At 62.6% G+C, this 24,642-nt stretch carries 25 protein-coding genes and 1 pseudogene; 13 read left to right on the top strand and 13 right to left on the bottom strand.

What is annotated here, in order from left to right:
- Positions 1-119 precede the first annotated feature (119 nt).
- The 12 genes and pseudogenes from AYK65_RS01700 to rsmI all read right to left on the bottom strand — a co-directional run bounded on the left by AYK65_RS01700 (position 120) and on the right by rsmI (position 11,598).
- Entirely contained in the window at positions 120-1,331 is a 1,212-nt protein-coding gene (locus tag AYK65_RS01700; protein ID WP_081157839.1) for a hypothetical protein, read from the bottom strand.
- Complete coding sequence (locus AYK65_RS01695) at positions 1,328-1,606, bottom strand: hypothetical protein (RefSeq protein WP_081157838.1); 279 nt, start codon at positions 1,604-1,606, stop codon at positions 1,328-1,330. Before AYK65_RS01695 ends, AYK65_RS01700 begins: the two co-directional genes overlap by 4 nt.
- A complete protein-coding gene (locus tag AYK65_RS31405) occupies positions 1,585-1,851 on the bottom strand; it encodes a hypothetical protein (RefSeq protein ID WP_139793104.1) in 267 nt (88 codons plus the stop codon). Before AYK65_RS31405 ends, AYK65_RS01695 begins: the two co-directional genes overlap by 22 nt.
- Positions 1,852-1,905: 54 nt before the next feature.
- Positions 1,906-3,438, bottom strand: a complete 1,533-nt coding sequence (locus tag AYK65_RS01690; protein ID WP_081157837.1) for a YifB family Mg chelatase-like AAA ATPase — start codon at positions 3,436-3,438, stop codon at positions 1,906-1,908.
- Positions 3,439-3,632: 194 nt separating this feature from the next.
- Positions 3,633-4,580: a glutathione synthase gene (gshB, locus tag AYK65_RS01685; RefSeq protein WP_026613524.1), complete on the bottom strand. Its 948-nt coding sequence runs from the start codon at positions 4,578-4,580 to the stop codon at positions 3,633-3,635.
- A 179-nt stretch (positions 4,581-4,759) separates the two neighbouring features.
- Positions 4,760-5,752 carry an endonuclease/exonuclease/phosphatase family protein gene (locus AYK65_RS01680; protein WP_081157836.1) on the bottom strand — a complete coding sequence of 331 codons (993 nt, stop codon included), beginning with the start codon at positions 5,750-5,752 and terminating at the stop codon, positions 4,760-4,762.
- The gene (gene ugpC / locus AYK65_RS01675; protein WP_046120021.1) at positions 5,749-6,861 is read right to left on the bottom strand and encodes a sn-glycerol-3-phosphate ABC transporter ATP-binding protein UgpC; all 1,113 of its coding nucleotides are present in this window, start codon (positions 6,859-6,861) and stop codon (positions 5,749-5,751) included. The genes AYK65_RS01680 and ugpC overlap by 4 nt, the downstream gene beginning before the upstream one ends.
- A 132-nt stretch (positions 6,862-6,993) precedes the next feature.
- Complete coding sequence (gene ugpE / locus AYK65_RS01670; protein ID WP_046120102.1) at positions 6,994-7,836, bottom strand: sn-glycerol-3-phosphate ABC transporter permease UgpE; 843 nt, start codon at positions 7,834-7,836, stop codon at positions 6,994-6,996.
- Between the two features lie 10 nt (positions 7,837-7,846).
- A pseudogene (locus AYK65_RS01665) lies at positions 7,847-8,843 on the bottom strand (ABC transporter permease subunit).
- 5 nt (positions 8,844-8,848) lie between these two features.
- On the bottom strand, positions 8,849-10,147 hold the full coding sequence (locus AYK65_RS01660) for an extracellular solute-binding protein (protein WP_081157835.1): 1,299 nt from the start codon (positions 10,145-10,147) through the stop codon (positions 8,849-8,851).
- 163 nt (positions 10,148-10,310) lie between these two features.
- Positions 10,311-10,679, bottom strand: coding sequence for a YraN family protein (locus AYK65_RS01655; protein ID WP_046120022.1), 369 nt, complete (start codon positions 10,677-10,679; stop codon positions 10,311-10,313).
- A complete protein-coding gene (rsmI, locus tag AYK65_RS01650; protein ID WP_046120023.1) occupies positions 10,669-11,598 on the bottom strand; it encodes a 16S rRNA (cytidine(1402)-2'-O)-methyltransferase in 930 nt (309 codons plus the stop codon). The genes AYK65_RS01655 and rsmI overlap by 11 nt, the downstream gene beginning before the upstream one ends.
- Before the next feature lie 254 nt (positions 11,599-11,852).
- On the opposite strand from rsmI, the gene dnaN reads away from it, so the two are divergent.
- The 7 genes from dnaN (at position 11,853) to AYK65_RS31400 (ending at position 17,117) form a co-directional block, all read left to right on the top strand.
- Positions 11,853-12,971, top strand: a complete 1,119-nt coding sequence (gene dnaN, locus AYK65_RS01645; protein WP_026613532.1) for a DNA polymerase III subunit beta — start codon at positions 11,853-11,855, stop codon at positions 12,969-12,971.
- A gap of 202 nt (positions 12,972-13,173) precedes the next feature.
- Positions 13,174-13,776: a phospholipid N-methyltransferase PmtA gene (gene pmtA / locus AYK65_RS01640; RefSeq protein ID WP_026613533.1), complete on the top strand. Its 603-nt coding sequence runs from the start codon at positions 13,174-13,176 to the stop codon at positions 13,774-13,776.
- Between the two features lie 100 nt (positions 13,777-13,876).
- The gene (locus tag AYK65_RS01635) at positions 13,877-14,458 is read left to right on the top strand and encodes a histidine phosphatase family protein (RefSeq protein WP_026613534.1); all 582 of its coding nucleotides are present in this window, start codon (positions 13,877-13,879) and stop codon (positions 14,456-14,458) included.
- A 7-nt stretch (positions 14,459-14,465) separates the two neighbouring features.
- Entirely contained in the window at positions 14,466-15,170 is a 705-nt protein-coding gene (gene pyrF / locus AYK65_RS01630; RefSeq protein WP_046120024.1) for an orotidine-5'-phosphate decarboxylase, read from the top strand.
- 134 nt (positions 15,171-15,304) lie between these two features.
- Positions 15,305-15,592 carry a DUF1330 domain-containing protein gene (locus AYK65_RS01625; protein WP_026613536.1) on the top strand — a complete coding sequence of 96 codons (288 nt, stop codon included), beginning with the start codon at positions 15,305-15,307 and terminating at the stop codon, positions 15,590-15,592.
- 132 nt (positions 15,593-15,724) lie between these two features.
- Positions 15,725-16,705: a complex I NDUFA9 subunit family protein gene (locus AYK65_RS01620; RefSeq protein ID WP_026613537.1), complete on the top strand. Its 981-nt coding sequence runs from the start codon at positions 15,725-15,727 to the stop codon at positions 16,703-16,705.
- A 250-nt stretch (positions 16,706-16,955) separates the two neighbouring features.
- Entirely contained in the window at positions 16,956-17,117 is a 162-nt protein-coding gene (locus AYK65_RS31400; protein ID WP_046120025.1) for a hypothetical protein, read from the top strand.
- Between the two features lie 125 nt (positions 17,118-17,242).
- Here the strand turns inward: AYK65_RS31400 and AYK65_RS01615 are convergent, their stop codons facing one another.
- Positions 17,243-18,049, bottom strand: coding sequence for an undecaprenyl-diphosphate phosphatase (locus tag AYK65_RS01615; protein ID WP_026613539.1), 807 nt, complete (start codon positions 18,047-18,049; stop codon positions 17,243-17,245).
- A 156-nt stretch (positions 18,050-18,205) separates the two neighbouring features.
- On the opposite strand from AYK65_RS01615, the gene AYK65_RS01610 reads away from it, so the two are divergent.
- The 6 genes from AYK65_RS01610 to AYK65_RS01585 all read left to right on the top strand — a co-directional run bounded on the left by AYK65_RS01610 (position 18,206) and on the right by AYK65_RS01585 (position 24,631).
- Entirely contained in the window at positions 18,206-18,898 is a 693-nt protein-coding gene (locus AYK65_RS01610; protein WP_026613540.1) for a glutathione S-transferase family protein, read from the top strand.
- A gap of 10 nt (positions 18,899-18,908) precedes the next feature.
- Positions 18,909-20,081, top strand: coding sequence for a tRNA epoxyqueuosine(34) reductase QueG (gene queG, locus AYK65_RS01605; protein WP_026613541.1), 1,173 nt, complete (start codon positions 18,909-18,911; stop codon positions 20,079-20,081).
- Positions 20,069-20,944, top strand: a complete 876-nt coding sequence (locus tag AYK65_RS01600) for an SDR family oxidoreductase (protein WP_081157834.1) — start codon at positions 20,069-20,071, stop codon at positions 20,942-20,944. The genes queG and AYK65_RS01600 overlap by 13 nt, the downstream gene beginning before the upstream one ends.
- 463 nt (positions 20,945-21,407) lie before the next feature.
- Positions 21,408-21,782 carry a septal ring lytic transglycosylase RlpA family protein gene (locus tag AYK65_RS01595; RefSeq protein ID WP_081157833.1) on the top strand — a complete coding sequence of 125 codons (375 nt, stop codon included), beginning with the start codon at positions 21,408-21,410 and terminating at the stop codon, positions 21,780-21,782.
- A gap of 130 nt (positions 21,783-21,912) precedes the next feature.
- The gene (locus AYK65_RS01590) at positions 21,913-23,202 is read left to right on the top strand and encodes an RsmB/NOP family class I SAM-dependent RNA methyltransferase (RefSeq protein ID WP_081157832.1); all 1,290 of its coding nucleotides are present in this window, start codon (positions 21,913-21,915) and stop codon (positions 23,200-23,202) included.
- Positions 23,203-23,353: 151 nt separating this feature from the next.
- Positions 23,354-24,631, top strand: coding sequence for an imelysin family protein (locus AYK65_RS01585; protein WP_081157831.1), 1,278 nt, complete (start codon positions 23,354-23,356; stop codon positions 24,629-24,631).
- The last annotated feature ends 11 nt before the right edge of the window (positions 24,632-24,642 follow it).

The raw sequence follows: 24,642 nt of genomic DNA, 5'->3' as shown, positions 1-24,642 counted from the left end.
GGGGCTCTTCTTAACGCGACTGTGACTAAAGCGCGTTCGCGCTCAAACGCATTCACGCGGCGCGCTCTGGATCTTCGTTTTCGTGTGTGTCGTGCCCCAAACCGGTGCACATTTTTGGCCTAATCAGGGAAAGGAACCAGCTTTTCCCTTTCCAGATAGGCATCGACGCGTTCCCTGACGTCGGAGAGCTTCGTTTCCGGTGGCACCATGTCCAGCATGTTCATCCATGTGCGCTCGTCGCCCCCTCGACCAATCGGCAGCGACGTTTCGCTTCGGGAGAACGCGAAAATCGGCTTGGCCGGAGAAAAGTCGCTGAAGAGTTGCTCGACCGTGCCCGCATATTTGTAGAAAACGCCCGGGTCGATCCGATCCCCTTCGAAGATGCACCAGACGAAAGACTTTTCGTCCTCGGTCTTGTCGACCGCCATATAGGCTAGCCAGCGTCGCCCCATCTGCGCCTCTTGGCGATAGCCGAAGGCACGGCTTTCCTCGCCGTTTCGGAGAAGCTTCGACCCTTCGATAAACTCTTTCATCACGGACGCTGCCCGGGAAAAACCCGATCGGCTTCGATGCTCCTGCAGGTGGTGATACCGGTTGATGCAAGCGTTCATGATCATCGACCGTGTAACGCCCGGCAAATTTCCCAGGATGAGGTCCTTGTCATAATCGATGCCGAGCGAACGGACCGCCTCGACCGTGTCGATCCGATAAGGCTCGTCCTCCGCGGCTTCCAGAATCGGGGCGATGGCATCGGCGCTGACGTGCAACTCTTCCGCCACGTCCAGAAGTCGAGCAAAATCCGAAAGCGCTGCCGAATGGGCCTTGGCAGCAGCACTCGGGGTCGTGAGCAGTCGCGGCAGAGCGATGCGCGGAGGGCTAAAGGCGAGTTCCGCGCCTGGTTCGAACGAACGGTCGGGCGCCCGTCGCGGCAGGGCGTCTCCATCGGGGAACGAGGGGTCCGCCCCGCTTGTACCGCCGAGGAACGCCAGTGCACAAGCGGAGATGCAGCGATCGCCGGTCTTGACCACCGTCGCAAATCCCCTCTGCCTGAAGAACAGCGCGAGATCGATGGCCGCTTTATAGGACCCACCTGCGCTGTTCAGCGATACGACTATCTCGTCCCACTCGCCTGGCCTGTTCATGAGGTCGGCCTTGGCCAGGGCAGCCTTCGCATGCTCCACATCCGCGTCGGCGATCTCACCTTCCAGGCGAAACTCGGCGATCTTGAACGGCTCGTCCGGCGTGATACCGCGAGATGTGAACTCTGCCGCCTGAGGTTCGCCGCCGAGGAGAGCGCTGGCAATGAGAGCGAGCACGCTTTGGCGTTTCATGGCACCACCTTCACGATTCCGGGGCAAAGGGCCTGAAAAACTTCCAGGGCTTCGTAGTAAGAACTGGGGCTGGTCGGGAGGAAGCGTTCGTCCCCGTCGCGGCGAATGAGATAGTCCGACTCCGAGAAAGAACCGTCCTCCATTAACTCCGGCGACTGCCGGGCGGAGCCGTGGAAGGAGTAGCTCGAGCCGTGCGTGTCCGTGCGCTCGACGCAGTTGCCGGTGACGCGGTCAGAGAGCTTCGTGGTTGCGATCACGTCTCTGACGCAACGCATCGAATAATCCCGCAGGTATTCGACGCAAAGACTTTTGCGTCTTCCGGCGTGTGCTTTATCCGGATCACGGCGTTTGCAGTTCCAATCCCCTCCTTCGCAACAATGGTCACCGTCATACCCATTCTCGATCCATAAGACAGCTTGCCGGGGTTCTCGGTCGCGGCATTCCCCCCTGCCGGTGCAGGAAGTATTCCTGTCACCAGCGCGATCGGGACGACGAAGCGGGTACCGTTGAAGAAGAACACGCTTGGGCCCTTAGGTAAGATTTCGGTCGAATATGACTGAACGGCGCAGCATCGCTACGCCGCCACCGGCAGGCGTTCGCCGGCGACGCGGTAGGAGATCGCTTCGGCGAGATGGATACGCCCGACGGTCGGCGCCTCGTCGAGATCGGCGAGCGTGCGGGCCACCTTCAGCACGCGGTGGTAGCCGCGCGCCGAGAACTTCATCTTTTCCGCCGCGTCCCTCAAGAGCTGCAGACCCGCCGCGTCGGGTTCGGCGATCTTCTCGATCATCGTCGTCGATGAGCGGGCATTGCTCGTCAGTTCCGGATGGCCGAGTGAGGCGAACCGATCCCGCTGGAGTTCGCGGGCGCGGGCGACGCGCCCGGCGACGACGGCGCTCGACTCGGCTGTCCCCGGCCGAATGAGGTCGGCGGCGCTGACGGCAGGCACGTCGATGCGGATGTCGATGCGGTCCATCAAGGGACCGGAAATCCGCGCCTGGTAATCGGCCATGCAGCGCGGGCCGCGAGCACAGGTACGTCCCGGCTCGCCGGCCATGCCGCAGCGGCACGGGTTCATCGCCGCGACCAGTTGGATAGCCGCCGGATAGCTGACGCGGTGATTGGCGCGCGCGATGATGCATTGCGCGGATTCGAGCGGCTGGCGCAGCGCATCGAGCACTTGCGGCGCAAATTCCGGAAACTCGTCGAGGAACAGCACGCCGTTATGGGCGAGCGAGGCCTCGCCCGGTTTCGCCCTGAGTCCGCCGCCGATCAGCGCCGCCATGGTGGCGGAATGATGCGGCGCGCGGAACGGCCGGCGGTCGGAGAGCTTGCCGCCCGGTAGCTGCCCGGCGATCGAATGGATCATCGAGACTTCGAGCAGCTCGGCGGGAGAAAGCGGCGGCAGGATGGAAGGGAGACGCGCCGCGAGCATAGACTTGCCGGAGCCGGGCGGACCCACCATCAGGAGATTGTGATTACCCGCCGCCGCGACCTCGAGCGCCCGTTTGGCGCTTTCCTGACGCTTGATATCGGCGAGGTCTGGAAGATCGGCGGCAGCCGTCCGGATCGCCGGCTCGGGGCGGGAGAGCACTTGCGTTCCGCGAAAATGATTGGCGATCGCGATCAGGCTGCGCGGCGCGAGGATATCGATCTCGGAGCCGGCCCAGGCCGCCTCCGAGCCGCTTTCGGCCGGGCAGATCAGCCCCTTGCCAAGGGCATTGGCGCCGATCGCCGCCGGCAGCGCGCCGGCGACGGGCGCGATCGTACCGTCGAGATTGAGCTCGCCGATAACGACATAGCCGGAGAGCGCATCGGCCGGGATCGCCCCGAGCGCCGCCATAAGGCCGAGTGCTATGGCGAGATCGAAATGGCTGCCCTCCTTCGGCAGGTCGGCCGGCGCCAGATTGACGGTCACCCGCTTAGCCGGAAGCGCCAGGCCCGACGCATGGAGTGCCGCTTGGACCCGCTCGCGGCTTTCGGCGACCGCCTTGTCCGGCAGGCCGACGATCTGCATGCCGACCTTGCCGGGCGCCACCATCACCTGAACATCGACCGGAACGCCCTCTATACCCTGAAACGCAACCGTGCTGACGCGCGCGACCATGATGCCCCCTGAAATCGGAGCGAAAACACGCTAGGCCACCCCGGCCCCTCGTTCATTCCGCCCCAGCACGGCAGCACCTACGCATGCCGCCACAACCGCCCCCGGTTGCGAGGACAAATCTTGCACGGAATGCGCTTGAAAACAAGAACAATGATAGAACAAACGAGCGCCCGCTGTGCTCCCGGCTGCCGTAATCAGGCGCGCTTCTTCTCGATTGCGTCCCACAGCAGGCTCGCGACGTCGGCGCCGCCGAATTTCTTCACTTCGCGTATGCCGGTCGGCGAGGTGACGTTGATCTCGGTCATATAGTCGCCGATCACGTCGATACCGACGAAGAGGAAGCCGCGGGCTTTGAGCGCCGGGCCGATGCGGGCGCAGATTTCACGCTCGCGGGAGGTCAATTCGGTCGCCTCGGCCCGCCCGCCCACATGCATGTTGGAGCGGGCATCATGCTCGGCGGGAACGCGGTTGATGGCGCCGACCGGCTCGCCGTCGACGAGCAGGATGCGCTTGTCGCCCTTGCGAACCGCCGGCAGGTATTCCTGAGCGATGAAAGGCTCGCGGAACATCTGGCCGAACATTTCGAGCAGCGAGGAAAGATTGCGATCGTCGCGCGTCGAGTGGAACACGCCTGCGCCGCCATTGCCGTAAAGCGGCTTCAGGATGATATCGCCCATCTCCTGGCGGAAGCGGGCGATCTCATTGGCATCGCGGGTGATCAGCGTCTTCGGCATCAGGTCGGGGAATTCGGTGACGAAGATCTTCTCCGGCGAGTTCCTGACCCAGGCCGGATCATTGACGACAAGCGTCTTCGGATGGAGACGCTCCAAGAGATGCGTCGAGGTGATATAGGCCATGTCGAAGGGCGGATCCTGACGAAGCAGGATGACGTCCATGGTCGAAAGATCGACCCGCTCCGGCTCGTCGAGCGTGAAATGATCACCCTTGACGTCGCGCAGCGTCATGTGCTGCACGGTTGCGTAGACTTTGCCATCGCGCAGCGACAGCTTGTCGGGCGTATAGTGGAACAGGCGATAGCCGCGGGCCTGCGCCTCCAGGCTCATCGCGAAGGTCGAGTCGCCCGCAATGGTGATGCCCGAAACATGGTCCATCTGGACCCCGACATTGACGATTCCTGCCATCTTCCCGTTCCCGATTGGACCTCGACCGGATAATTCCTCGGACCGGCCTCGGTTCGAGCTGGAATTATACAGCAACTCAAAGCGCTACAGCGGCCGCCCACGCTCCCAAACCGGGCGCCACCGCAGAAAAGCCCGCAAGATGTAGAGTGCGTGGCCTGGTTAAGCAAGGTGGGCGGAGGCTATTCGAAACCCTCGACGACGCAGGTGATGAGGTCATGGTCGGAGAGCGGTCGGCCCGAGGCGTCGAGCGAAGGAACGATGCGGCTCTCGCCGACCTTGAGACCTCGCGCGAGAAACCAGTCGAGCTTCATCGCCCGTTTCGGCCAGCGCGTGATCAGGCTCGGGCGCGTCGTCATCTGGTCGATCGGTCCGCCGTGGCGGGTGAAACCGCGAGCAGCACTCATTGCGAAAAGCCCTTCGGCCTCGAAGTCGCCGCCGATGTGGTTGCCGGTGTTGAGATCGCCGCCGATGAGGACGGGGAGTCCGGGGAAGGCCGCATCCAGCGCATCGATCAGTTCCTTGACCTGGCGTTCGCGATAGGCGGCAGTCGTGGCGCTCTCGAGATGCGTGGGTACGGCGACGAACGGGCCGGCCTCGGTTTCGACTAGGCCACCGATCGCGAGGCGCTCTCCGACGCGCGGCTGGTCGCCGCCGTCCATGAACCACAGGCGCTCGCCCCAGAGCCGCACGAGGAAGCTCCGGCTGAGCGCAACGGACGCCATCAGCGCATTGCCGTGGAAGCCCTTCTCGTTGACGTCATCCTTGCAGAATTCGCGTTCGGTATCGGAGCCCAATCCGAGCTCGATAAACTCGACGCCATAGGCATATTGCATGCCGAGCGCTGCTGCGATCTCGGCGGTCGTGTGGCGCTGACTGGTGCGGGCCATGCCGTTGTCCATCTCCGACAGCAGCACCAGCGGCGCACCGGTGGCGCGGAGATGTTCGGCGCTCTCCTCCGGAAAGAGGCAGCGCTCGAGGTTCCATGCCGCCACGGTGAAAGGAAAGGCGAGCGGCGCGTCGGCGGAAGCAGAACCGCCGATCTCGACCGCGTTCATCGCCCCGAGCCGCGCCATGGTCTCATCATGGGCGGCTATGCTGCGCTCCATCCGCGCGAAGCCCTCGCGGGTCTCCTGCGAGGGCACGGGAAGCGTCGATACGGTCTCTTCGATCATAGCGCCGGCTCCGGATTGACGGTTGGCGTGCGGGCAGACGCGAGGCCCGTCGTCGCCTGTCGGTAGAGGCGCTTGCCGTTAGCGGCGAAGAAATGCAGGCGGTCGGCTGGAATGGTGATTGCGAGTTCGTCGGCGAGCGGCATCTCCGGAGCGAGCACCACGGTGAGCTCCTGATCTTCGACCGCGCCGTGCACCAGGCGCTGCGCCCCGAGTTCCTCCACATAGTCGACTCGAAAGAGCAGTGCCTGCTCGCTGATCGCGGCCGGGCGCAGGTCTTCGGCCCTGAGACCGACCGTCACGGGACCTGCCGCCGGGGCCGGATAGCCGAGCTCGATCGTATGCGTGCCGATTTTGAGCCTGCTGCCCTCCAACGTGCCTTTGACGAGGTTCATCGCCGGCGAGCCGATGAAGCTCGCGACGAAGGTCGAGGCCGGCGCGTGATAGACGTCGAGCGGCCGGCCGATCTGCTCGATGCGGCCGCCGTTGAGCACCACCAACCGGTCGGCGAGCGTCATGGCTTCCAACTGATCATGAGTGACATAGAGGGAGGTGGTGCCGAGGCGCTTCTGCAGGCGCTTGATCTCGCCGCGCATCGAAACCCGGAGTTTCGCGTCGAGATTCGAGAGTGGCTCATCGAAGAGGAAGGCGGCGGGCTTGCGCACGATCGCCCGGCCCATGGCGACGCGCTGGCGCTGGCCGCCCGAGAGCGCTCGCGGCTTCCGATCGAGATAGGGTTCGATCTCCAGCATTCGCGCAGCTTCCGTGACACGCGCGTCGATCTCGGCCCTCGGCGTTTTTCGGTTCCTGAGGCCGTAAGCGAGATTGTCGTAGACAGTCATATGCGGGTAGAGCGCGTAGTTCTGGAACACCATGGCGATGTCGCGCTCGGCGGGATCGACCTGGTTTACGATCCGCGTGCCGATCTTCACCGTCCCCTTCGAAATCGTCTCCAGCCCCGCAACCATGCGCAACAGCGTGGACTTGCCGCAGCCGGATGGGCCAACGAGCACGATCAACTCGCCGTCTGTAATATCGATCGAGACGGATTTCACCGCTTCGACGCCGCCCGTGTAGATTTTCGAGACCTCTGCGATATCGATAGCCGCCATTGGCTGCCTCCGTTTAAGGATTGCGGAGCGGGCGACTGGCAAACCCACGCCGCCCTTCTCTCGTTCCGCTCCAATTCTTTATTCTTCGCATTTTCCGGACGCGAACCGCTGCACACTTCGCCTAGAAATGCTTTATTTGTCGCTTTCGGTCAGACCCTTGATGAACCAGCGCTGGAAAACGACGACGATCATCACAGGCGGCAGCATGGCGAGGATCGCCAGTGCAAAGGCCTCGTTGTAATCGGGAATATTTGAGCCGACCCAGACGAGCAGAATCTGCTTGATGCCGCGCACCAGCGTGAAGAAGCCCTCGTCCGTCGTCATCAGCGTCGGCCAGAGATACTGGTTCCAGCCGTAGACGAACATGATGATGAAGATCGCTGCCATCATGGTGCGCGAGAGCGGCACGAGCACATCGATGAAGAACTTGAACGGCCCCGCACCGTCGATCCGCGCCGCCTCGAGCAATTCGTCGGGCACCGACTTGAAAAACTGGCGGAAATAGAAGGTGCCGGTCGCGGACGCGAGCAGCGGCACGATCAGCCCCGGATAGGTGTTCGTCAGCTTCAGAGTGTTCATTACCTCGTAGGAGGGCAGGATGCGCACTTCGAGCGGCAGGAGCAGCGTCGTGAAGATGATCCAGAAGGCCGCGGTCGCCAGCGGAAAGCGGAAATAGACGATCGCATAGGCCGCAAGCATCGAGAGCACGATCTTGCCCGCGGCAAAGCCGAGGCCGAGGATCATCGAATTCATCATCATGTTGAAGCCGGTGACCTTGCCGGTGAAGCCGCCCTGGCGCGTGAGCACCGTCTCGTAGGTCTCGGCGAAATGGCCGCCCCAGGTAAGGCTCAGGCCGTTGCTGTGGATGTCGGCGGCCTCATGGGTCGAAGTCGTGAAGGCGACGACGACCGGCGCCACCATGATGAAAACGCCGATCAAGAGGATGATATGGTCGAGGACTTTCGTGCGCTGCATGGCCATCGCCTCAGTTGTAATGCACGCGCCGCTCGATGAAGCGGAACTGGAAGATGGTCAGCACCAGGACGATGATCATCAGGATCACCGATTGCGCCGAAGAGCCGCCGAGGTCATTGCCGCGGAAGCCGTCCATGTAGACCTTGTAGACAAGGGTGATCGGATTGTTGGCCGCCTTGTCCTTCACCATCACGTCGATCACCCCGAAGGTGTCGAAGAGCGCGTAGGTGACGTTGATGATCAGCAGGAAGAAGGCCGTCGGCGCGAGCAGCGGCAGCACGACCGTCCAGAAGCGGCGCAGTCCCGAACGGCAATCGAGCGCCGCCGCCTCCCGCACCGAAGTGGGGATGCCCTGCAGCCCCGACAGGAAGAAGATGAAATTATAGGGAATCTGCTTCCAGACCGAGACGACGATCATGGCGAAGGCCGTGTCGAAATAATCGAGGCCGACCCTGATATCCCAGCCGAACCAGGCCGCGAGCTTGACGATCGGCCCGATATGCTGGTCGAAAAACATCATGCCCATCAGGCCGGCGACCGGCGGTGCGATGGCATAGACCCAGATCAGCAGCCTTATAAGCGGCATTCCCGCGGATGACGCCGTCCGCCTTCACGGCGAGCAAGAGACCAATCGACAGCGCGAAGAAGGTCACCAGGAAGGTGAAGATGGCCGTAAAGCGCGCGATGCCGAGATATTCGGTGGATTTCAGGACGTCGGCATAATTGCTCAATCCCACGAAGGTGGAGCCGAAGCCAAAAGGGTCCTCGAGATAGAAGGATGAGTGAATCGCCTGAGCCGATGGCCAGTAGAAAAAGCCGAAGATGATCGCGAGCTGTGGCGCGAGGAAGAGGTAGGGCAGAAAGGGGGAAGAGAACTGCACGCGCTTGGCGGTCGTTTCCCCGCTCCTCTCTGTACCAAAGAGCAGGAGGGCGCTCGAACGGCGCCTTCCGGTCTTGGTTCCGGTCCCTCCCCGCGGCGCGGGGAGGAGGTCTGTTCCGGCAGTCATCGAGATCAGCCGGCGGTCTTGGCGAAGCGGGCGAGCAGTTCGTTGCCTTCCTTATCGATGGTCTCGAAGGCGTCCTTGACGGTCGTTTCACCCGAGAAGATACGGCCGTATTCACGCTCCATGATCTCACGGATCTGCGGATAGAAGCCGAGACGGTAGCCCTTCGACCATTCGCCAGCCGGCAGCAGGAGCTGCTTGATGCCGACTTCGGCGACCGGCTTCTCCTTGTAGTAGCCGTCCTTCTGGGCGAGCTCGTAGGCGGCCTTGGTGATGGCAACGTAGCCGGTCGCCTTGTGATAGAAGTACTGGATCTCCGGCGAGGTCAGGAACTGGAAGAAGTCGGCGACGCACTTGTTCTCCTCGTCCGACTTGCCGGACATCGCAAAGAGCGCGGCGCCGCCGATGAAGGAGTTGGTGCCTGCGCCCTTGATCGAGCCCCAATAGGGCAGGAACGTCGCGGAGAACGGCATCTTCGCCGTCTTCTGCAGACCGCCGAAGGAACCGGAGGAGCCGACCCAGAAGGCGGCCTTGCCTTCTTCGAAGACCTTCTGGTTGTCGTTCCAGCCGGCGCCGTAGAAGGCGAAGTAGCCTTCGTCCTTCCAGGTCTTCAGCTTCTCGAACATCATCTGAAGGTTCGGGTCGGTGACTTTAAGCCTCGTATCTACGACGCTGTCGTAACCGTTGCTGTTGGTGGCGAACTGGATGTTGTTGCGCGAGAAGAAGTTCTCGGTGAACTGCCAGGTGAGCTGCGATTGCACGAGCGGGATGTAGCCGGCTTCCTTCAGCTTCGGAGCGATCGCCTCGAACTCTTCCCAGGTCTTCGGCGCCTCGACGCCGGCCTTCTTCAGAGCCTCGTCGTTGATGTACATGATCGGCGCCGAGGAGTTGAACGGCATGCCGACGAACTTGCCTTCGCTGTCGGCATAGAAATAGCGCACACCATCGATGAAGGCGCCGCGGTCAAAGCTGTAACCGGCCTTGGTGATCAGATCTTCCGCCGGGATGACGGCGCCCTTGGCGTTGATGATGGTCGCGGCACCGGCGTCGAAGACCTGCAAGATGTTCGGCTGTTCGCCCGAACGGAAGGCGGCGATACCGGAGGCGAGCGCCTCTTCATAGGTCCCCTTGCTGACCGGGGTCAGCGCGCAGGCGCTCTGGGACGCGTTGAATTTCTGGGCGACCTCGTTGATGACCTCGCCATTGCGGCCGGCCATGCCGTGCCACCAGGTGATGTTGTTCGCGGCGAGCGCCGTGGTTGCGGAAAATGCGAAAGTGACGGCTGCAAGCGAAATCTTTTTGAACATATCCCTGTCCCTCTCCACCGTGGTTGCGGTGGGAGTGGACTAGTGACGTTCAGTGACAGGCCCTTAACGGTTTTATGTCCGGACGATTACAAATTGCCGAGATCGCTCCGTCGCGGAATGCGGGCGGAAAACCGCGCACACTTTTCCATGATCCCGCTGAGGGTCAAAAAGCGTTCGGCAGATGCCGTGGCCAACGCCAGGGCATGACGGCAACGATGTCGTAGCGCACGGAAAGGCGGTGGAAATCGACCTGGCGCGAAAGCCACAGATCGCTTGCCGCCCTGATGCGCCGCTGCGCCGTGTCGGAAACGGCGAAGACCGCCTCGTCGAAGCTGCCGCGGGCCTTGACTTCGACGCAGGCGACGAGGTCGCCGCGCCGGGCGATGATGTCGATCTCGCCCAGTTTGGTCCGATAGCGCATGGCGACGATGCGGTAGCCTTTGAGCATCAGGCAGAGAGCGGCGCGGTATTCGGCAAGAAGCCCGCGCTTCAGCGCCTTCAGCTTGCGGACGTCCGGGCGCTCAACTTTCATTGCTGTCCTTGAGATGGAGAAGCCGGTCATAGAGCTCCTTGCGCGTGAGCCCCGTGCGGCGGGCGGCTTCCGTCGCAGCCTTGCCCATTGGCATGTTGCGGGCGAGCGCCTTCAAAAGCGCATCGACATCCGCCTCCTCCGGCGCGGGCCTTGCCTGCGGCGGTCCGATCACCAGGACGATCTCTCCCTTGACGCTGGCGCCTTCGTCATAGAAGGCCTTGAGCTCCCTGAGTGTGCCGCGGCGGAATTCCTCGAAGGCCTTGGTCAGCTCGCGGCAGACCGCGGCCTTTCTGTCTTCGCCGAGGACCTCGGCGGCCGCCGCAACGGTCGCGGCGATGCGATGCGGCGACTCGAAGAAGAGGAGCGTTGCCGGGACGGCGGCGACTTCCGCGAGACGGTCGCGTCTGGCCTTGTCCTTCACCGGCAGGAAACCGGCAAAAAGAAAGGCATCACTTGGAAGGCCCGAGCCCACAAGCGCGGCAAGCGGCGCCGACGGTCCCGGAATGGGGACGACCCGATATCCGGCTTCGATCGCATGCTGGGCCAGGCGGTAGCCCGGATCGGAAACGAGCGGCGTGCCGGCATCGGAGACGAGTGCCACTGATTTCCCTTCGGCAAGCGCCGCGATCAGCCGTGGCCCGGCCTCGGCGGCATTGTGCTCGTGATAGGCGAAGGGTCGGTTGACGATGCCGTACCGGTCGAGCAGCACGCGCGTCACGCGCGTGTCCTCGCAGGCGAGCACGTCGGCGCCGGCGATCGTCTCCAGGGCCCGCAGAGTAATGTCGGCGAGATTTCCGATTGGCGTAGCGACAAGATAGAGGGCGGGCTCCAGCGGGCGCGCGGGAACAGTTGCATTCTGAAGGCGGTAGCTGCGCTGTCCGTCCTTCTCCGCCGCTGCGGCCGATTGTTGCTTTTCCAACGCCCAAGTTCCCGATCATGCCCGACTTGCCGGTTCGCGCTCTTTATGAGTGAGCGACGGGGCCAGGGCAAGGGTGAGCGTGGACAGCCACCCCGCGATTTGGGGAAAACGCCTGCGAAAGCCCTTGCTTTCGCCGCGATTTATCTGCCATTTTGCCCGTCCACATCTCTCCGGCCGACCGGCCGGATCACACGCAGTTGATGCTGCGGCGGGCGCCTCGTCCGCCCGGCGATGGTTGAAAGCGGTAGCATCCCATGCGCATTACTCTCGAGCGGTCCAACCTTCTGAAATCGCTGAACCATGTCCACCGTGTGGTCGAACGGCGCAACACGATTCCGATCCTTTCGAACGTGCTGCTCCGCTCGGACGGCGCCAGCCTCGAAATGAAGGCGACGGACCTCGATCTCGAAATCACCGAAGCGACGCCGGCGCAGGTGGAACAGGCCGGCGCAACGACCGTTCCGGCGCACCTGCTCTATGACATCGTCCGCAAGCTTCCGGACGGCTCGGAAGTGCTGCTTGCCACCAATGCGGAGGGCACGGCGATGACCGTCGCCTCCGGCCGCTCCAAGTTCTCGCTGCAGTGCCTGCCGCAGTCGGATTTTCCCGACCTGACCGCCGGCTCCTTCTCGCATTCGTTCCGGCTGAAGGCGACCGATCTCAAGATGCTGATCGACCGCACGCAGTTCGCGATCTCGACGGAGGAGACCCGCTACTACTTGAACGGCATCTTCGTGCATACGGTCGAGAGCAAGGGCGAGCTGAAGCTGCGCGCCGTCGCGACCGACGGCCATCGCCTCGCCCGCGCCGATGTCGAGGCACCGTCCGGCTCCGAGGGCATGCCCGGTATCATCATTCCGCGCAAGACGGTGAGCGAGCTGCAGAAGCTGCTCGACAATCCCGACGTCATGGTGACGGTCGAGGTCTCGGACGCGAAGATCCGCCTGACGATCGGCTCCATTGTCATGACCTCCAAGCTGATCGACGGAACCTTCCCGGATTATCAGCGGGTGATCCCGGCCAATAACGACAAGGAACTGCGCGTCGATTGCCAGTCCTTCGCGCAAGCGGTCGATCGCGTCTCGACGATTTCCTCCGAACGCGGGCGCGCCGTGAAGCTGGCGCTTGCCGACGGACAGATGACGCTTACCGTCAACAACCCGGACTCCGGCAGCGCAACGGAAGAGCTGCCGGTCGGCTACGAAAGCGATCCGCTCGAGATCGGCTTCAACGCCAAATATCTCCTCGACATCACCGCACAGCTCACCGGTACCGACGCGGTCTTCCTGCTGGCGGATCCCGGTTCGCCGACGCTCGTGCGCGATCTTGCCGCCGAGGACGCGCTCTACGTGCTGATGCCGATGCGCGTTTGACACAGCACCCCATAGAAAAAGGCCCGCCACAAGGCGGGCTTTCATGGACTCGACTGTCGCGCTTTGTCGATTAGTTGTCGCTTTTAGACGCAGCTAGACTTGTTTTTGCCGCAGATGGGAGCACATTATAACAAAAGCGCTCACGTAGCCTGCCGAATCGGGATAAGGAGCGCACATCTGCAAGTAACGGTGAGGGGGTTCGATGCGTTTGCACTTGAAGGTGAAGGAAAAATTCGGCCGGAAATTCGACGAAGAAATCCGCTTCTTCAAGGGCTGGATGCATAACACCCGCGCGGTCGGCGCGATCCTGCCGACATCCTCGATCACGGCGCGCCGCATGGCCAGCATCATCAACCCGAGTTCCGGATTACCGGTGCTTGAGCTTGGGCCGGGAACCGGCGTCATCACTAAGGCGATCCTGGAGCGCGGCATCGCACCCGAAAAGCTCGTATCGGTCGAGTATTCCACCGAGTTCTTCAACCACCTCAAGGCGCGTTTCGACGGCGTGCAATTCATCAATGGCGACGCATTCGATCTTTCGCGCACGCTGGGGCCGCTGGCGGATCAACAATTCGACAGCGTCGTCTCCGCGGTACCGCTCCTGAACTTCCCGATGCACCGCCGCGTCGAGCTGATCGAGGACCTGCTTTCACGCATCCCCGTCGGTCGGCCCGTGGTGCAGATATCCTATGGCCCGCTGTCGCCGGTCGTCGCGATGCCGGATCGCTACCGCATCCAGCATTTCGACTTTGTTGTTCGTAACATTCCGCCGGCTCAGCTCTGGATCTATCGCAAGACGCATTGAGGCACCCCACGGCGCCGTGCGTCCTTCAGGCGCATGAAGGTCGCTGTAGCGCCTTGAACGGCTGCATGTTTTTTATCCCTAAATCGGCGGCGACTTAGTGGTGTTCGGTCTCTATCTCACCCATCCGCAAGTAGCGATCGATCCGACGGTCCCCGTGCCGGAATGGGGCCTCTCCGATCTCGGCAGGGAGCGGACGTACGCCACGGCGAGACAGCCGTGGGTGCGGTTGCTCGGCCGCATCGTTTCCAGCACCGAGAAGAAGGCGATCGAAACGGCGGCGATCCTGGCGGAGGCCGCCGACATTCCAGTCGAGACCGACGGGGAGATGGGCGAAAACGACCGCTCCGCCACCGGCTTCCTGCCGCCGGAGGAATTCGAGACGGCGGCCGACTGGTTCTTTGCGCGTCCCGATGAAAGCTTCAGGGGATGGGAGCGTGCCGTCGATGCTCAGGCGCGCATCTGGAGAGCCGTGTCCTACATACTCGACCGACACGATCCGACTGTTCCAATCGCCTTTGTCGGCCACGGCGGCGTCGGAACCCTGCTCAAATGCCGGATGACGGGTGGCGCGATCGCCCGCAGTGCCGACCAATTGCCGGGCGGCGGCAATCTCTTCGCTTTCCGTCTTGCCGATCGCGCCGTCACATGCGACTGGACGCCGATGGAGTTCTGGCAGGGATAGCTTCGACATGACCACAAGCCCACGCGACCGGCTGATCGTCGGCCTTGACCTTCCGACGATCGCCGAAGCCGAGAAGATCGTCTCGACGCTCGGTGACGAGGTCGTCTTCTACAAGATCGGCTATCAGCTCGCCTTTGGCGGCGGCCTCGAATTCGCGCGTGATCTCGCCGCTGGCGGCAAGAAGGTCTTCCTCGACATGAAGCTGCTCGATATCGACAACACGGTGGCCAAGGGCGTCGAGAACATCGTTAGGATGGGCATGTCGATGCTGACGCTGCATGCCTACCCCAAGGCGATGAAGGCGGCCGTCGAAGCGGCGAAGGGTTCCGATCTCTGCCTGCTCGGCGTCACTGTGCTGACGTCGATGGACGAGCAGGACGTGATCGACGCGGGTTACGAGTACGATCCGCACACGCTGGTCCTGCGCCGCGCCGAGCAAGCCCGCGCCGTCGGCATGGGCGGCATCGTCTGCTCGGCGGAAGAAGCGGCCGCCGTGCGCAAGATCATCGGTGCGGACATGGCACTGGTGACACCCGGCATCCGGCCCACCGGCGCCGACAAGGGCGACCAGAAGCGGGTGATGACGCCGGCCGAGGCGATCCGCGCCGGATCGAGCCACCTCGTCGTCGGGCGCCCGATTGTCCAAGCGCCCGATCCGCTCGCTGCAAGCCGCGCAATCCTCGCCGAAATGGACAGCGCCCTCCCCGCCTGATCCGCCCTTCGGACGGTTGCGAGCTGTCCGCGTATTCTCGCGCCGCGAGCGTGCCCGCGTGCTTGACCTCGGCCGCAATTTGCCGGAAGTAACGATCCCGTCTGCATTTTTTCGCAAAAGACGAGGAGCTCATCATGGCCAAGGGATACTGGATCGCTCGGGTCGATATAAGAGACCCCGAACGCTACAAAGACTACGTGGCGGCCGCGAAGCCAGCCTTCGAGAAATACGGCGCGACTTTCCTCGCCCGCGGCGGGCAATTCCATCGCCTGGAAGGCGCCGTCCGTACCCGCAACGTGGTGATCGAATTCCCCTCGCTGCAGGCGGCTATCGACTGTTACAATTCCCCGGAATACCAGATTGCCGCGGCGATCCGCCAGGAGGTTGCCGACGCGGAAATGGTCGTCGTGGAGGGCGTCTGACGGCTACGGTTCTGGCCTCCTGGAGGCGACGAAAGACGTCTCGCCGGTATGCCTGGATTGGCCTTCACCTCGCCCGCCGCTTGGGCTATGTAGCAAGCAATTCTTCCCATTGACATCAGGAGTGCGTTTCCCATGACCTTGTCCAACCTTCCGCCGCTGGTAACGATTTTCGGCGGATCCGGTTTTGTCGGCCGTCATGTGGTGCGCGCGCTCGCCAAACGCGGTTATCGCATTCGCGTCGCCGTGCGCCGGCCCGATCTCGCCGGCCATCTTCAACCGCTTGGCACCATGGGCCAGATTTCCTTCGTTCAGGCTAACCTGCGCTATCGCACGTCTGTCGATCGCGCCGTCGAGGGTGCCGACCACGTGATCAACTGCGTCGGCGTGCTCTTCGAGAGCGGCCGCAACACCTTTGACGCGGTACAGGACTTCGGTGCCCGGGCCGTCGCGGAAGCAGCCCGTGCAGCCGGTGCGACGCTGACGCATATTTCGGCGATCGGCGCCAATACGAATTCCGAATCGAAATACGCCCGCACCAAGGGCCGGGCCGAGATCGCGATCCTCGAAACCGTCCCTGAGGCAGTCATCCTGCGCCCATCTATCATCTTCGGGCCCGAGGACGACTTCTTCAATAAGTTCGCCGGCATGGCACGCTTGTCGCCCGTCCTGCCGCTCGTCGGCGGCGGCCATACGAAGTTCCAGCCGGTCTACGTGGCTGATGTCGCCGAGGCCGTCGCCCGCGCCGTCGACGGCAAACTCAAGGGCGGCACGATCTACGAACTCGGCGGGCCGCAGGTGCTCACCTTCCGCGAGTGTCTCGAGATCATGCTGAAGACGATCGACCGCAAGCGCCGCTTCGTGTCGATCCCCTTCGGCATCGCGTCGCTCATGGGAAGCGTCGCCTCGCTCGTGCCCTTCATCACGCCGCCGCTCACGGCCGATCAAGTGGTGTTGCTGAAAACCGACAATGTCGTCTCCGCCGAGGCCGAGGCCGAGGGACGGACGCTTGCCGGCATAGGCATCAAGTCGACGATGCTCGATTCGATCCTGCCCACCTATCTTGTGCGATATCGCCCGCAGGGACAGTACACGGGCACCGGCCGCTCCGCCTGAGCCATTGTGGCAAGCACGACTTTCTGCCGCCGCCGGTCCTCGCCGGCGGCATTTTACTGTAGTCCCACCTGTGACCTCGACGCAACATTGTTGCAATTCTGCCGCAGTTGAAAATCCGAATAGCGTTTACCGCAGATTCAGCATGCGCTGATATTGATCATGACATATCCGGCGAATAAACACCGCTCGCACCCCTCGCTCGGGCGAGCGCAGCCGGTGCCAACATCATAGTCGAAAGGCACAACGTTCCATGGGCAAGTCGATCGCAATTTTTTTTGCGTCTGCGGCACTGATCATTTTGGCTGGCTCATTCATGGCACCGGGCACCGTCGCGAGCAGCAGCAAGGGCTGCGCGCCGGCCTATGGTGTGGACCCGTGCACGACGGCTTCGGTCGATTTTTCCGGCGAGTGAGCCGGGCAACTGCCTTGCCGCGAAGAAGTTCGCGGCACGGATAGAGGGCGGGGATTTCAGTTTATTGGCGGGGGCCAGGGGCCGCATGCGTTTCGCAAGAAACGCATGCGGCTTTAGTTTTTTCACTATCCAAACAGCCAGAGGCCGATGAGCCCGGCGGTGCCGACGAGGACGCGCCAGATTGCGAAAGGCGTGAAGCCGCGGTGCGAGACGAAGTCGAGCAGCGAGCGCACGACGAAAATCCCCGCGACGAAGGCAGCGATGAAGCCGACGGCGATCAGGCCGATATCGTCGAAGGAGAGCGCGTCGCGGTTCTTGTAAAGATCGATCGTGAAAGCGCCCAGCATGGTCGGCATGGCGAGGAAGAAGGAAAATTCCGCGGCCGAACGCTTGTCGGTCCCCATCAGCAGGGCGCCGGCAATGGTGGCGCCGGAGCGCGACGTTCCCGGGATCATTGCCAGACATTGGAAGAGGCCGATCTTCAACGCCAGCGACGGCGGATAGTCGAAGACATCGGTGTAGCGCGGCGAGAGCGGCAGGTGATCGATGGCGTAGAGGATGATGCCGCCGACGATCAGCACGATGCAGATCAGCATCGGTGTTTCAAAAAGAACCGACTTGATGAAGCCATGCGCCGCCGCGCCGATGAGCGCCGCTGGGAGGAAGGCGAGCAGAACCGAGAAGACAAAGCGTCGAGCCTTGATGCTCGTCGGCAGGGCGAGCGCGATCGACAGGAGCTTTTGGAAATAGACGAGCAGGATCGCCAGTATGGCGCCGAGCTGGATAAGAACAGCGAATGTATTTCCGGGCGACCGGAATCCGAGGAAGTGTCCGGCGAGCAGCACATGCGCCGTCGACGAGACCGGGATGAACTCCGTCAGCCCTTCAATGAGCCCGAGAACGAGCGCGCTTACGATCGATTGATCCGCCATGTATAAGAAGTTCCTGATATACTTGGATTTGGGAGGAGAAGGTCGATTCTCTTGTGTTTGCCACCGCAACTACCTATAGCTCGTTGTATGAAGCCGTGGCCAGTTGCATATGCCGCGACGCTGACATCCCCGAAAACAGCTGCAATCTGATCATCGATGCCGACACTGTATCATCACCCCATGTCCTCAGCCTCGCGGTTCGTACGCCTTATTCTCTCAGAATATGGCTATCAGACGGAATTGAGCGAGGAACAGCCTTGGGAGAATCGGCGGGACTTTCTGGCGCTGAACCCGGCCGGTACGCTGCCGGTCTATGTCGATGACAGTATGCGCGCGCTCTGCGGCGCGACCATCATCTCGGAATATCTCGACGAGACCAGCGGCATCATGAAGCGCGACCGCCGGCTGCTTGCCGAGGATCCCTTCCAGCGCGCCGAGATCCGCCGGCTCACCGAATGGTTCCTGCAGAAAATGGAAGCCGACGTGACGCGCCCGCTGGTGCGCGAGCGTATCTTCAAGCTGCAGATGACCCCTGATCAGGGTGGCGGCGCGCCGGATTCGAAGATTCTCCGCACGTCGCGCAGCAATATCCGCCAGCATATGAAATATCTCTCCTGGCTTGCCGGATCGCGCCCGTGGCTCGCCGGCGACCGCATCTCCTACGCCGACCTCGCTGCTGCGGCCGCGATCTCGGTGCTCGACTATCTCGGTGAAATCGACTGGTCGGAATTTCCCGCCGCCAAGGAATGGTACCAGCGGCTCAAATCGCGCCCGTCCTTCCGGCCGCTGCTTGCAGAGCGCGTGCGCGGCGTCACCCCCGTCTCGCATTATGCGGATCTTGACTTCTAAGGACATTATCATGCCCGGCGACGCTGCCAGAGCGGAGAACCAGGGCAGGAAACGACGGACACTCACCGCCTTCCTGAAGGAGGAAGCCGCGGCCAAGGGCTTCGACGTCTGTCGCATCACGCACCCGGACGCCATACCGCATGCACCGGATCGGCTGCGGCAATTCCTTGCCGCCGGCTGTCACGGCACGATGGATTGGCTTGCCGAGACGGCCGAGCGCCGCTCCGATCCGCGCGTGCTCTGGGGCGATGTCCGTTCGATCGCCCTCTTCGGCATGAACTACGGTCCCGAGGATGATCCGCGCGGAATTCTCGCCAGACGCGACCGCGGCGCGATCTCCGTCTATGCCCAGAACCGCGACTATCATGATGTCGTCAAAGGCAGGTTGAAGGAGATCGCCACGCGCTTCGCCGCCCGCGCCGGCGAGGACGTGAAGGTCTTCGTCGACACGGCCCCGGTCATGGAGAAGCCGCTTGCGGAAAAGGCCGGCATCGGCTGGCAGGGCAAGCACACCAATCTCGTCAGCCGCGAATTCGGCTCCTGGCTCTTCCTCGGCAGCCTGTTCACGACTGCCGATCTGGACCTCGATGAACCCGAGCGGGACCACTGCGGATCCTGCCGCGCCTGCCTGGACGTCTGTCCGACGAATGCCTTTCCGGCCCCCTACCGGATCGATGCGCGGCGCTGCATCTCCTATCTGACGATCGAGCACAAGGGGTCGATCGCGCCGGAACTTCGCCCGCTGGTCGGCAACCGCATCTATGGCTGCGACGATTGTCTTGCCGTTTGTCCGTGGAACAAGTTCGCGCATTCGGCATCGGAAATGAAGCTCAAGGCGCGCGAGGAGCTCAGGGAACCGGAGCTCTCCTTCCTTCTGAAGCTCGACGATGCAGCCTTTCGCAGCTTCTTCTCGGGTTCGCCGGTGAAGCGTATCGGGCGCGACCGCTTCATCAGAAATGTCTTGATCGCGGCCGGCAATTCCGGTGAGAAGAACTTGATACCGGTCTGCAAAGCGCTCACGGCCGATGCGTCGCCGACGGTCAGGGGAATGGCGGTCTGGGCGCTTTCGCAGCTCATGCCGCCGGGCGATCTGGTCGCCTTCGCCCGACAATGCGGGCCTGAAACCGACAACGAGGTTCTTTCGGAATGGGAAATGGCAGGAGTGAGCCGATGCATGTCCTGATTCTTGGCGCCGGCTATTCCGGTACGGCGATCGCCAAGGCGCTCGCACCCGCCGCGCAATCGGTAACCGGAACGACCCGCTCGCCGGAGAAGCTCGCGGACCTGAAGGCCGCCGGCATCGAACCGTTGCTCTTCGACGGAAACGAGATTTCGCCGGAGCTTGCCGATGCCATGGGCAGGGCCACGCACCTGGTCCAGTCCATCGCCCCGGGCCGCGACGGCGACCCTATGTTCCGCGTTGGCACGCCGCCGCTTGGTCAGCTGCTGCCGAAGCTCGAATGGGTTGGCTATCTTTCCACCGTTGGCGTCTACGGCGACCACGGCGGCGCCTGGGTGACCGAGGACACGCCGGTCAAGCCCGTCTCCGAGCGCTCCCGCGAGCGGGTCGAGGCGGAAGATGCCTGGCTCGAACACGGCGCGAGGCAGGGCATTCCGGTCGCGGTGCTCAGGCTTGCCGGTATTTACGGGCCTGGCCGGAACGCCTTCCGCAACCTCGCCGAAGGCACGGCGCGCCGTATCATAAAGCCGAATCAGGTGTTCAACCGCATCCGCGTCGAGGATATCGGCGCCGCCACGGCCTTCCTCGCTCAGCGCGGCATAGGCGGGGTCTTCAACGTGACCGACGACGAACCCGCTCCACCGCAGGACGTCGTCGCCGAAGCCGCGCGGCTGATGGGCGTCGAACCGCCGCCGGAAATCCCCTTCGAGAAGGCTGAGATGTCGCCGATGGCGCGCTCGTTCTACGGCGAGAACAAGCGTGTTTCGAATGCGCGGCTCCGCAACGCCGGCTTCGAATTCGCTTTCCCGAACTATCGCGTTTCGCTTGCACAGTTATGGGCGACGGGCGCCTGGCGGCAGCAGTAGAACCACTCTTAAAACTCTCCGCTCAGAATATCGTCTGCGGATGAAAGCATGTTCTGATGAACTTGCGGAAGTAACGATTCCGGCCGACTCAGCTTGACACGCCGTTGCTATCAATATTCAGCCTATACTTTGCCATTTTATGCAACCATAACGATAGTAGCGCAATTTCGACCATCATGGTTCATGAAATTTCATGCGGATCGAAATTTTTAATGATCTTTTTTCATGCCAGGGCCAGCTCGCCGCCGCAGGGCCCCGCCGGAAACGTTTAGTTGCTGATTCCAAAGGGATTCACGCAGCTTTCTAAAATAATTCAAACCTGTCTCTTCATTTTAAATTTCACCACTTTTCAATAATTTCTAATGAAAGGTTAACGGTTGAAGCACGTTTTCGCCATTTTTCCCGCCAATTAGCTCAATTCGCAAGGGAACTTACGACATCTTCAAACCGAAGGGGGCATCGCTTGAAGCCAGCGAAAATCAAGACTGCTGCCGCGGCAGCGCTATTCACCGTCGGGATGGGTTTGGTCTCGGTATCCGATAGTCAGGCAGCAGGCAACGGTTGCGGCGGGGCGTCCTGGTACGCGCTCTCCTCCAAAACGGCTTCCGGTGAAAGAATGAACGCGGCCCATCTGACCGCCGCGCATCGCAGCCTGAAGTTCGGCACCAAGGTGCAAGTGACCAACAAGCGCAACGGCAAGACCGTCGTCGTGCGGATCAACGACCGCGGCCCGTTCATCCGCGGCCGGGTGATCGATCTCTCCAAGGCCGCCGCCTCCCGGATCGGCATGATCCGCTCCGGCACCGCCAGCATCTGCTACCAAGTCATCAATTCCTGACCGATCATGCGCCCGCCCGGGTTATCGGGCGGGCTGGTCTGCGCGGGCGATCGGTCCGCAGATAATGCGGCCACCGTCTTGCTCTTCGATGTCATCGCCGCTACCACGGCGAAAAAGGAGTTCATCGAAGATGCGTTTGGGCGGAAGGCTCGCGGGAGCCATCGAGGTTCTTGACGATATCGAAAAGCGGAAGCGCCCTGTCGCCGACGCGCTCAAGGACTGGGGCCTCTCGCACCGCTTCGCCGGCTCCGGCGACCGCGCCGCCATCGGCAACATCGTCTACGATGCCCTGCGGATGAAACTCTCCCACGCCTATCTCATGGACAGCAACAGCGCCACGGCGCTTGGCCACGCCGTCATGTACCGGCAATGGGGCTTTACCGTCGACGCTCTCGCGGCGGAACTCGCTGACGACAAGTTCGCCCCCGAGGCTCCTTCGGAAGCCATGATGACGGCCTTCAGGGAGCGCCGGCTCGAAGATGCGCCGCTCTACGTGCAGGGCGATATACCGGAATGGGTTCAGCCCTCCTTCGAGGAGAACTTCTCGGACGACTGGCTTGCCGAGGCGAAGGCGCTTGCCGGCCGGCCGACGCTCGATCTCAGGGTCAACACGCTGAAGGCAGCGCGCGAGAAGGTGTTGAAGGCGCTGGAGCGCAGCGGCGCGGAGCCCGCGGCGATCGCCCGCCATGGCGTGCGTATCCCCGCCGGCGAGGGCGCTTCACGCCTGCCGAACGTGACGGCGGAGATCTCCTTCCAGAAGGGCTGGTTCGAGGTCCAGGACGAAGGCTCGCAGATCGTCGCCGATCTCGTCTTGCCGCAGGAGGGCGAGCAGGTGCTCGACTATTGCGCCGGTGGCGGCGGCAAGACGCTCGCCATGTCGGCCGCCATGAACAACAAGGGCCAGGTCCACGCCTACGACGCCGACCGCAAGCGGCTCGCGCCGATCATCGAACGGCTGAAACGCGCCGGCACCCGCAATGTGCAGGTGCATGAATCGGCCGAGTCGCTCAGCTCCCTCGTCGGCCGCTGCGACCGGGTGCTCGTCGATGCACCCTGTACCGGCACTGGGACGTGGCGGCGCCGCCCGGACACGAAATGGCGGCTGACACAAAAGAACCTGGAGGAGCGGCTGGCGCAGCAGGAGGAGGCGCTCGCCGGCGCCGCCCAGTACGTGCGCCCGGGCGGCCACCTGATCTACGTCACCTGCTCCGTGCTTCCGGAGGAAAACGAGTCGCAGGTCTACGGCTTCTGTGAGGACAATCCGGAATTCGAGATCCTCTCGGCCGCCGATAATTGGGCGGCGCTTTTCGGCACCGACACGCCGCGGCCCTGGTCGGCCGACATGAAGACCGTCACGCTGACGCCGGCCTCGACCGAAACCGACGGCTTCTTCTTCTGCCTGATGGGCCGGAAGTCTTAAGTTCCGCTACGGGCCGCCGGTCAAAGTAGTAGTTTGAAAATGTTCTAAACTATACACTTTGACACCAGTTTACTTTTGGTTCATGACATTTCCGCTTTACCGGGCCTTGAGCCGTTTGCTGGCTACCCCGAGACAAGCGAAGGAGAGGGTCATGAAGAATTTCATCCGCGCCGCCGCGTTGGCACTGATGACGGCAACATCGGCGCTGGCCTTGCAGCCGGCACACGCGGCGAGCGACGCAGCCGCGGTCGTCAAACACTACGCGGCGATCGCGCACGCCAAATATGAAGACGCGTTGACGACGGCGGAAGCGCTCGACAAGGCCGTCGATGCGTTGATCGCGGCCCCAAGCGAAGAGACGCTAAAGGCCGCCCGCGAGGCTTGGCTCAAGGCTCGCAACCCCTATCAGGAGACCGAGGTCTACCGCTTCGGCAATGCAATCGTTGATGAATGGGAAGGCAAGGTGAATGCCTGGCCGCTCGACGAGGGGCTGATCGATTATGTCGACCCGAGCTATGGCACCGAGAGCGATGAGAACGCCCTCTTCACCGCCAATGTGATCGCCAACAAGACGATCAAGGTCGACGGCAAGGACGTCGACGCGACGAACATCACGCCCGAGTTCCTCTCCGGCACGCTGCAGGAGGCGGGCGGCATCGAGGCGAATGTCGCGACCGGCTATCACGCGATCGAATTCCTGCTCTGGGGCCAGGACCTCAACGGCACCGGACCGGGCGCGGGCAACCGGCCCTATACCGATTTCGACAGCAAGGCTTGCACCAACGGCAATTGCGATCGCCGCGCCGCCTATCTCAAGGCCGCTTCCAGCCTGCTCGTCTCCGACCTCAAGGAGATGGCCGCGAACTGGGCGCCGGACGGGGCTGCGGCCAAGGCGGTCGAGGCCGACCCCAAGGCAGGCCTTACGGCAATCCTGACCGGTATGGGCTCACTCTCTTACGGCGAGCTTGCCGGCGAGCGCATGAAGCTCGGCCTGCTGCTGCACGATCCGGAAGAGGAGCACGATTGCTTCTCGGACAACACCCACAACTCGCATCTGCACGATGCGATCGGCATCCAATCGGCCTATACGGGCGAATATACCCGCGTCGACGGCAGCAAGTTGACCGGTCCCTCGCCTTCCGAACTCGTCGCCGCCAAGGACGCAGCGCTCGACAAGGAGATGAAGGAGAATCTCGCGGCCACGGTCGAGAAGATGCAGGCGATGGCCAAGCGCGCGAAGACCGTCGAGGCCTACGACCAGATGATCGGCGAAGGCAATGCGGAAGGCAACGCCACCGTCCAGGCCGCGATCGACGGGCTGATCACCCAGGCGAAAACCGTCGAGCGTGTCATCGCGGCGCTCGATCTCGGTACGATCGAGCTTGAAGGTTCGGACAGCCTGGATAATCCTGGCGCCGTCTTCCAATAAGCTGAAAAGGC

The organism is Ensifer aridi, from assembly GCF_002078505.1.
Classification (GTDB): Bacteria; Pseudomonadota; Alphaproteobacteria; order Rhizobiales; family Rhizobiaceae; genus Sinorhizobium; species Sinorhizobium aridi.
This window is presented reverse-complemented; position numbering and strand designations above follow the sequence as displayed.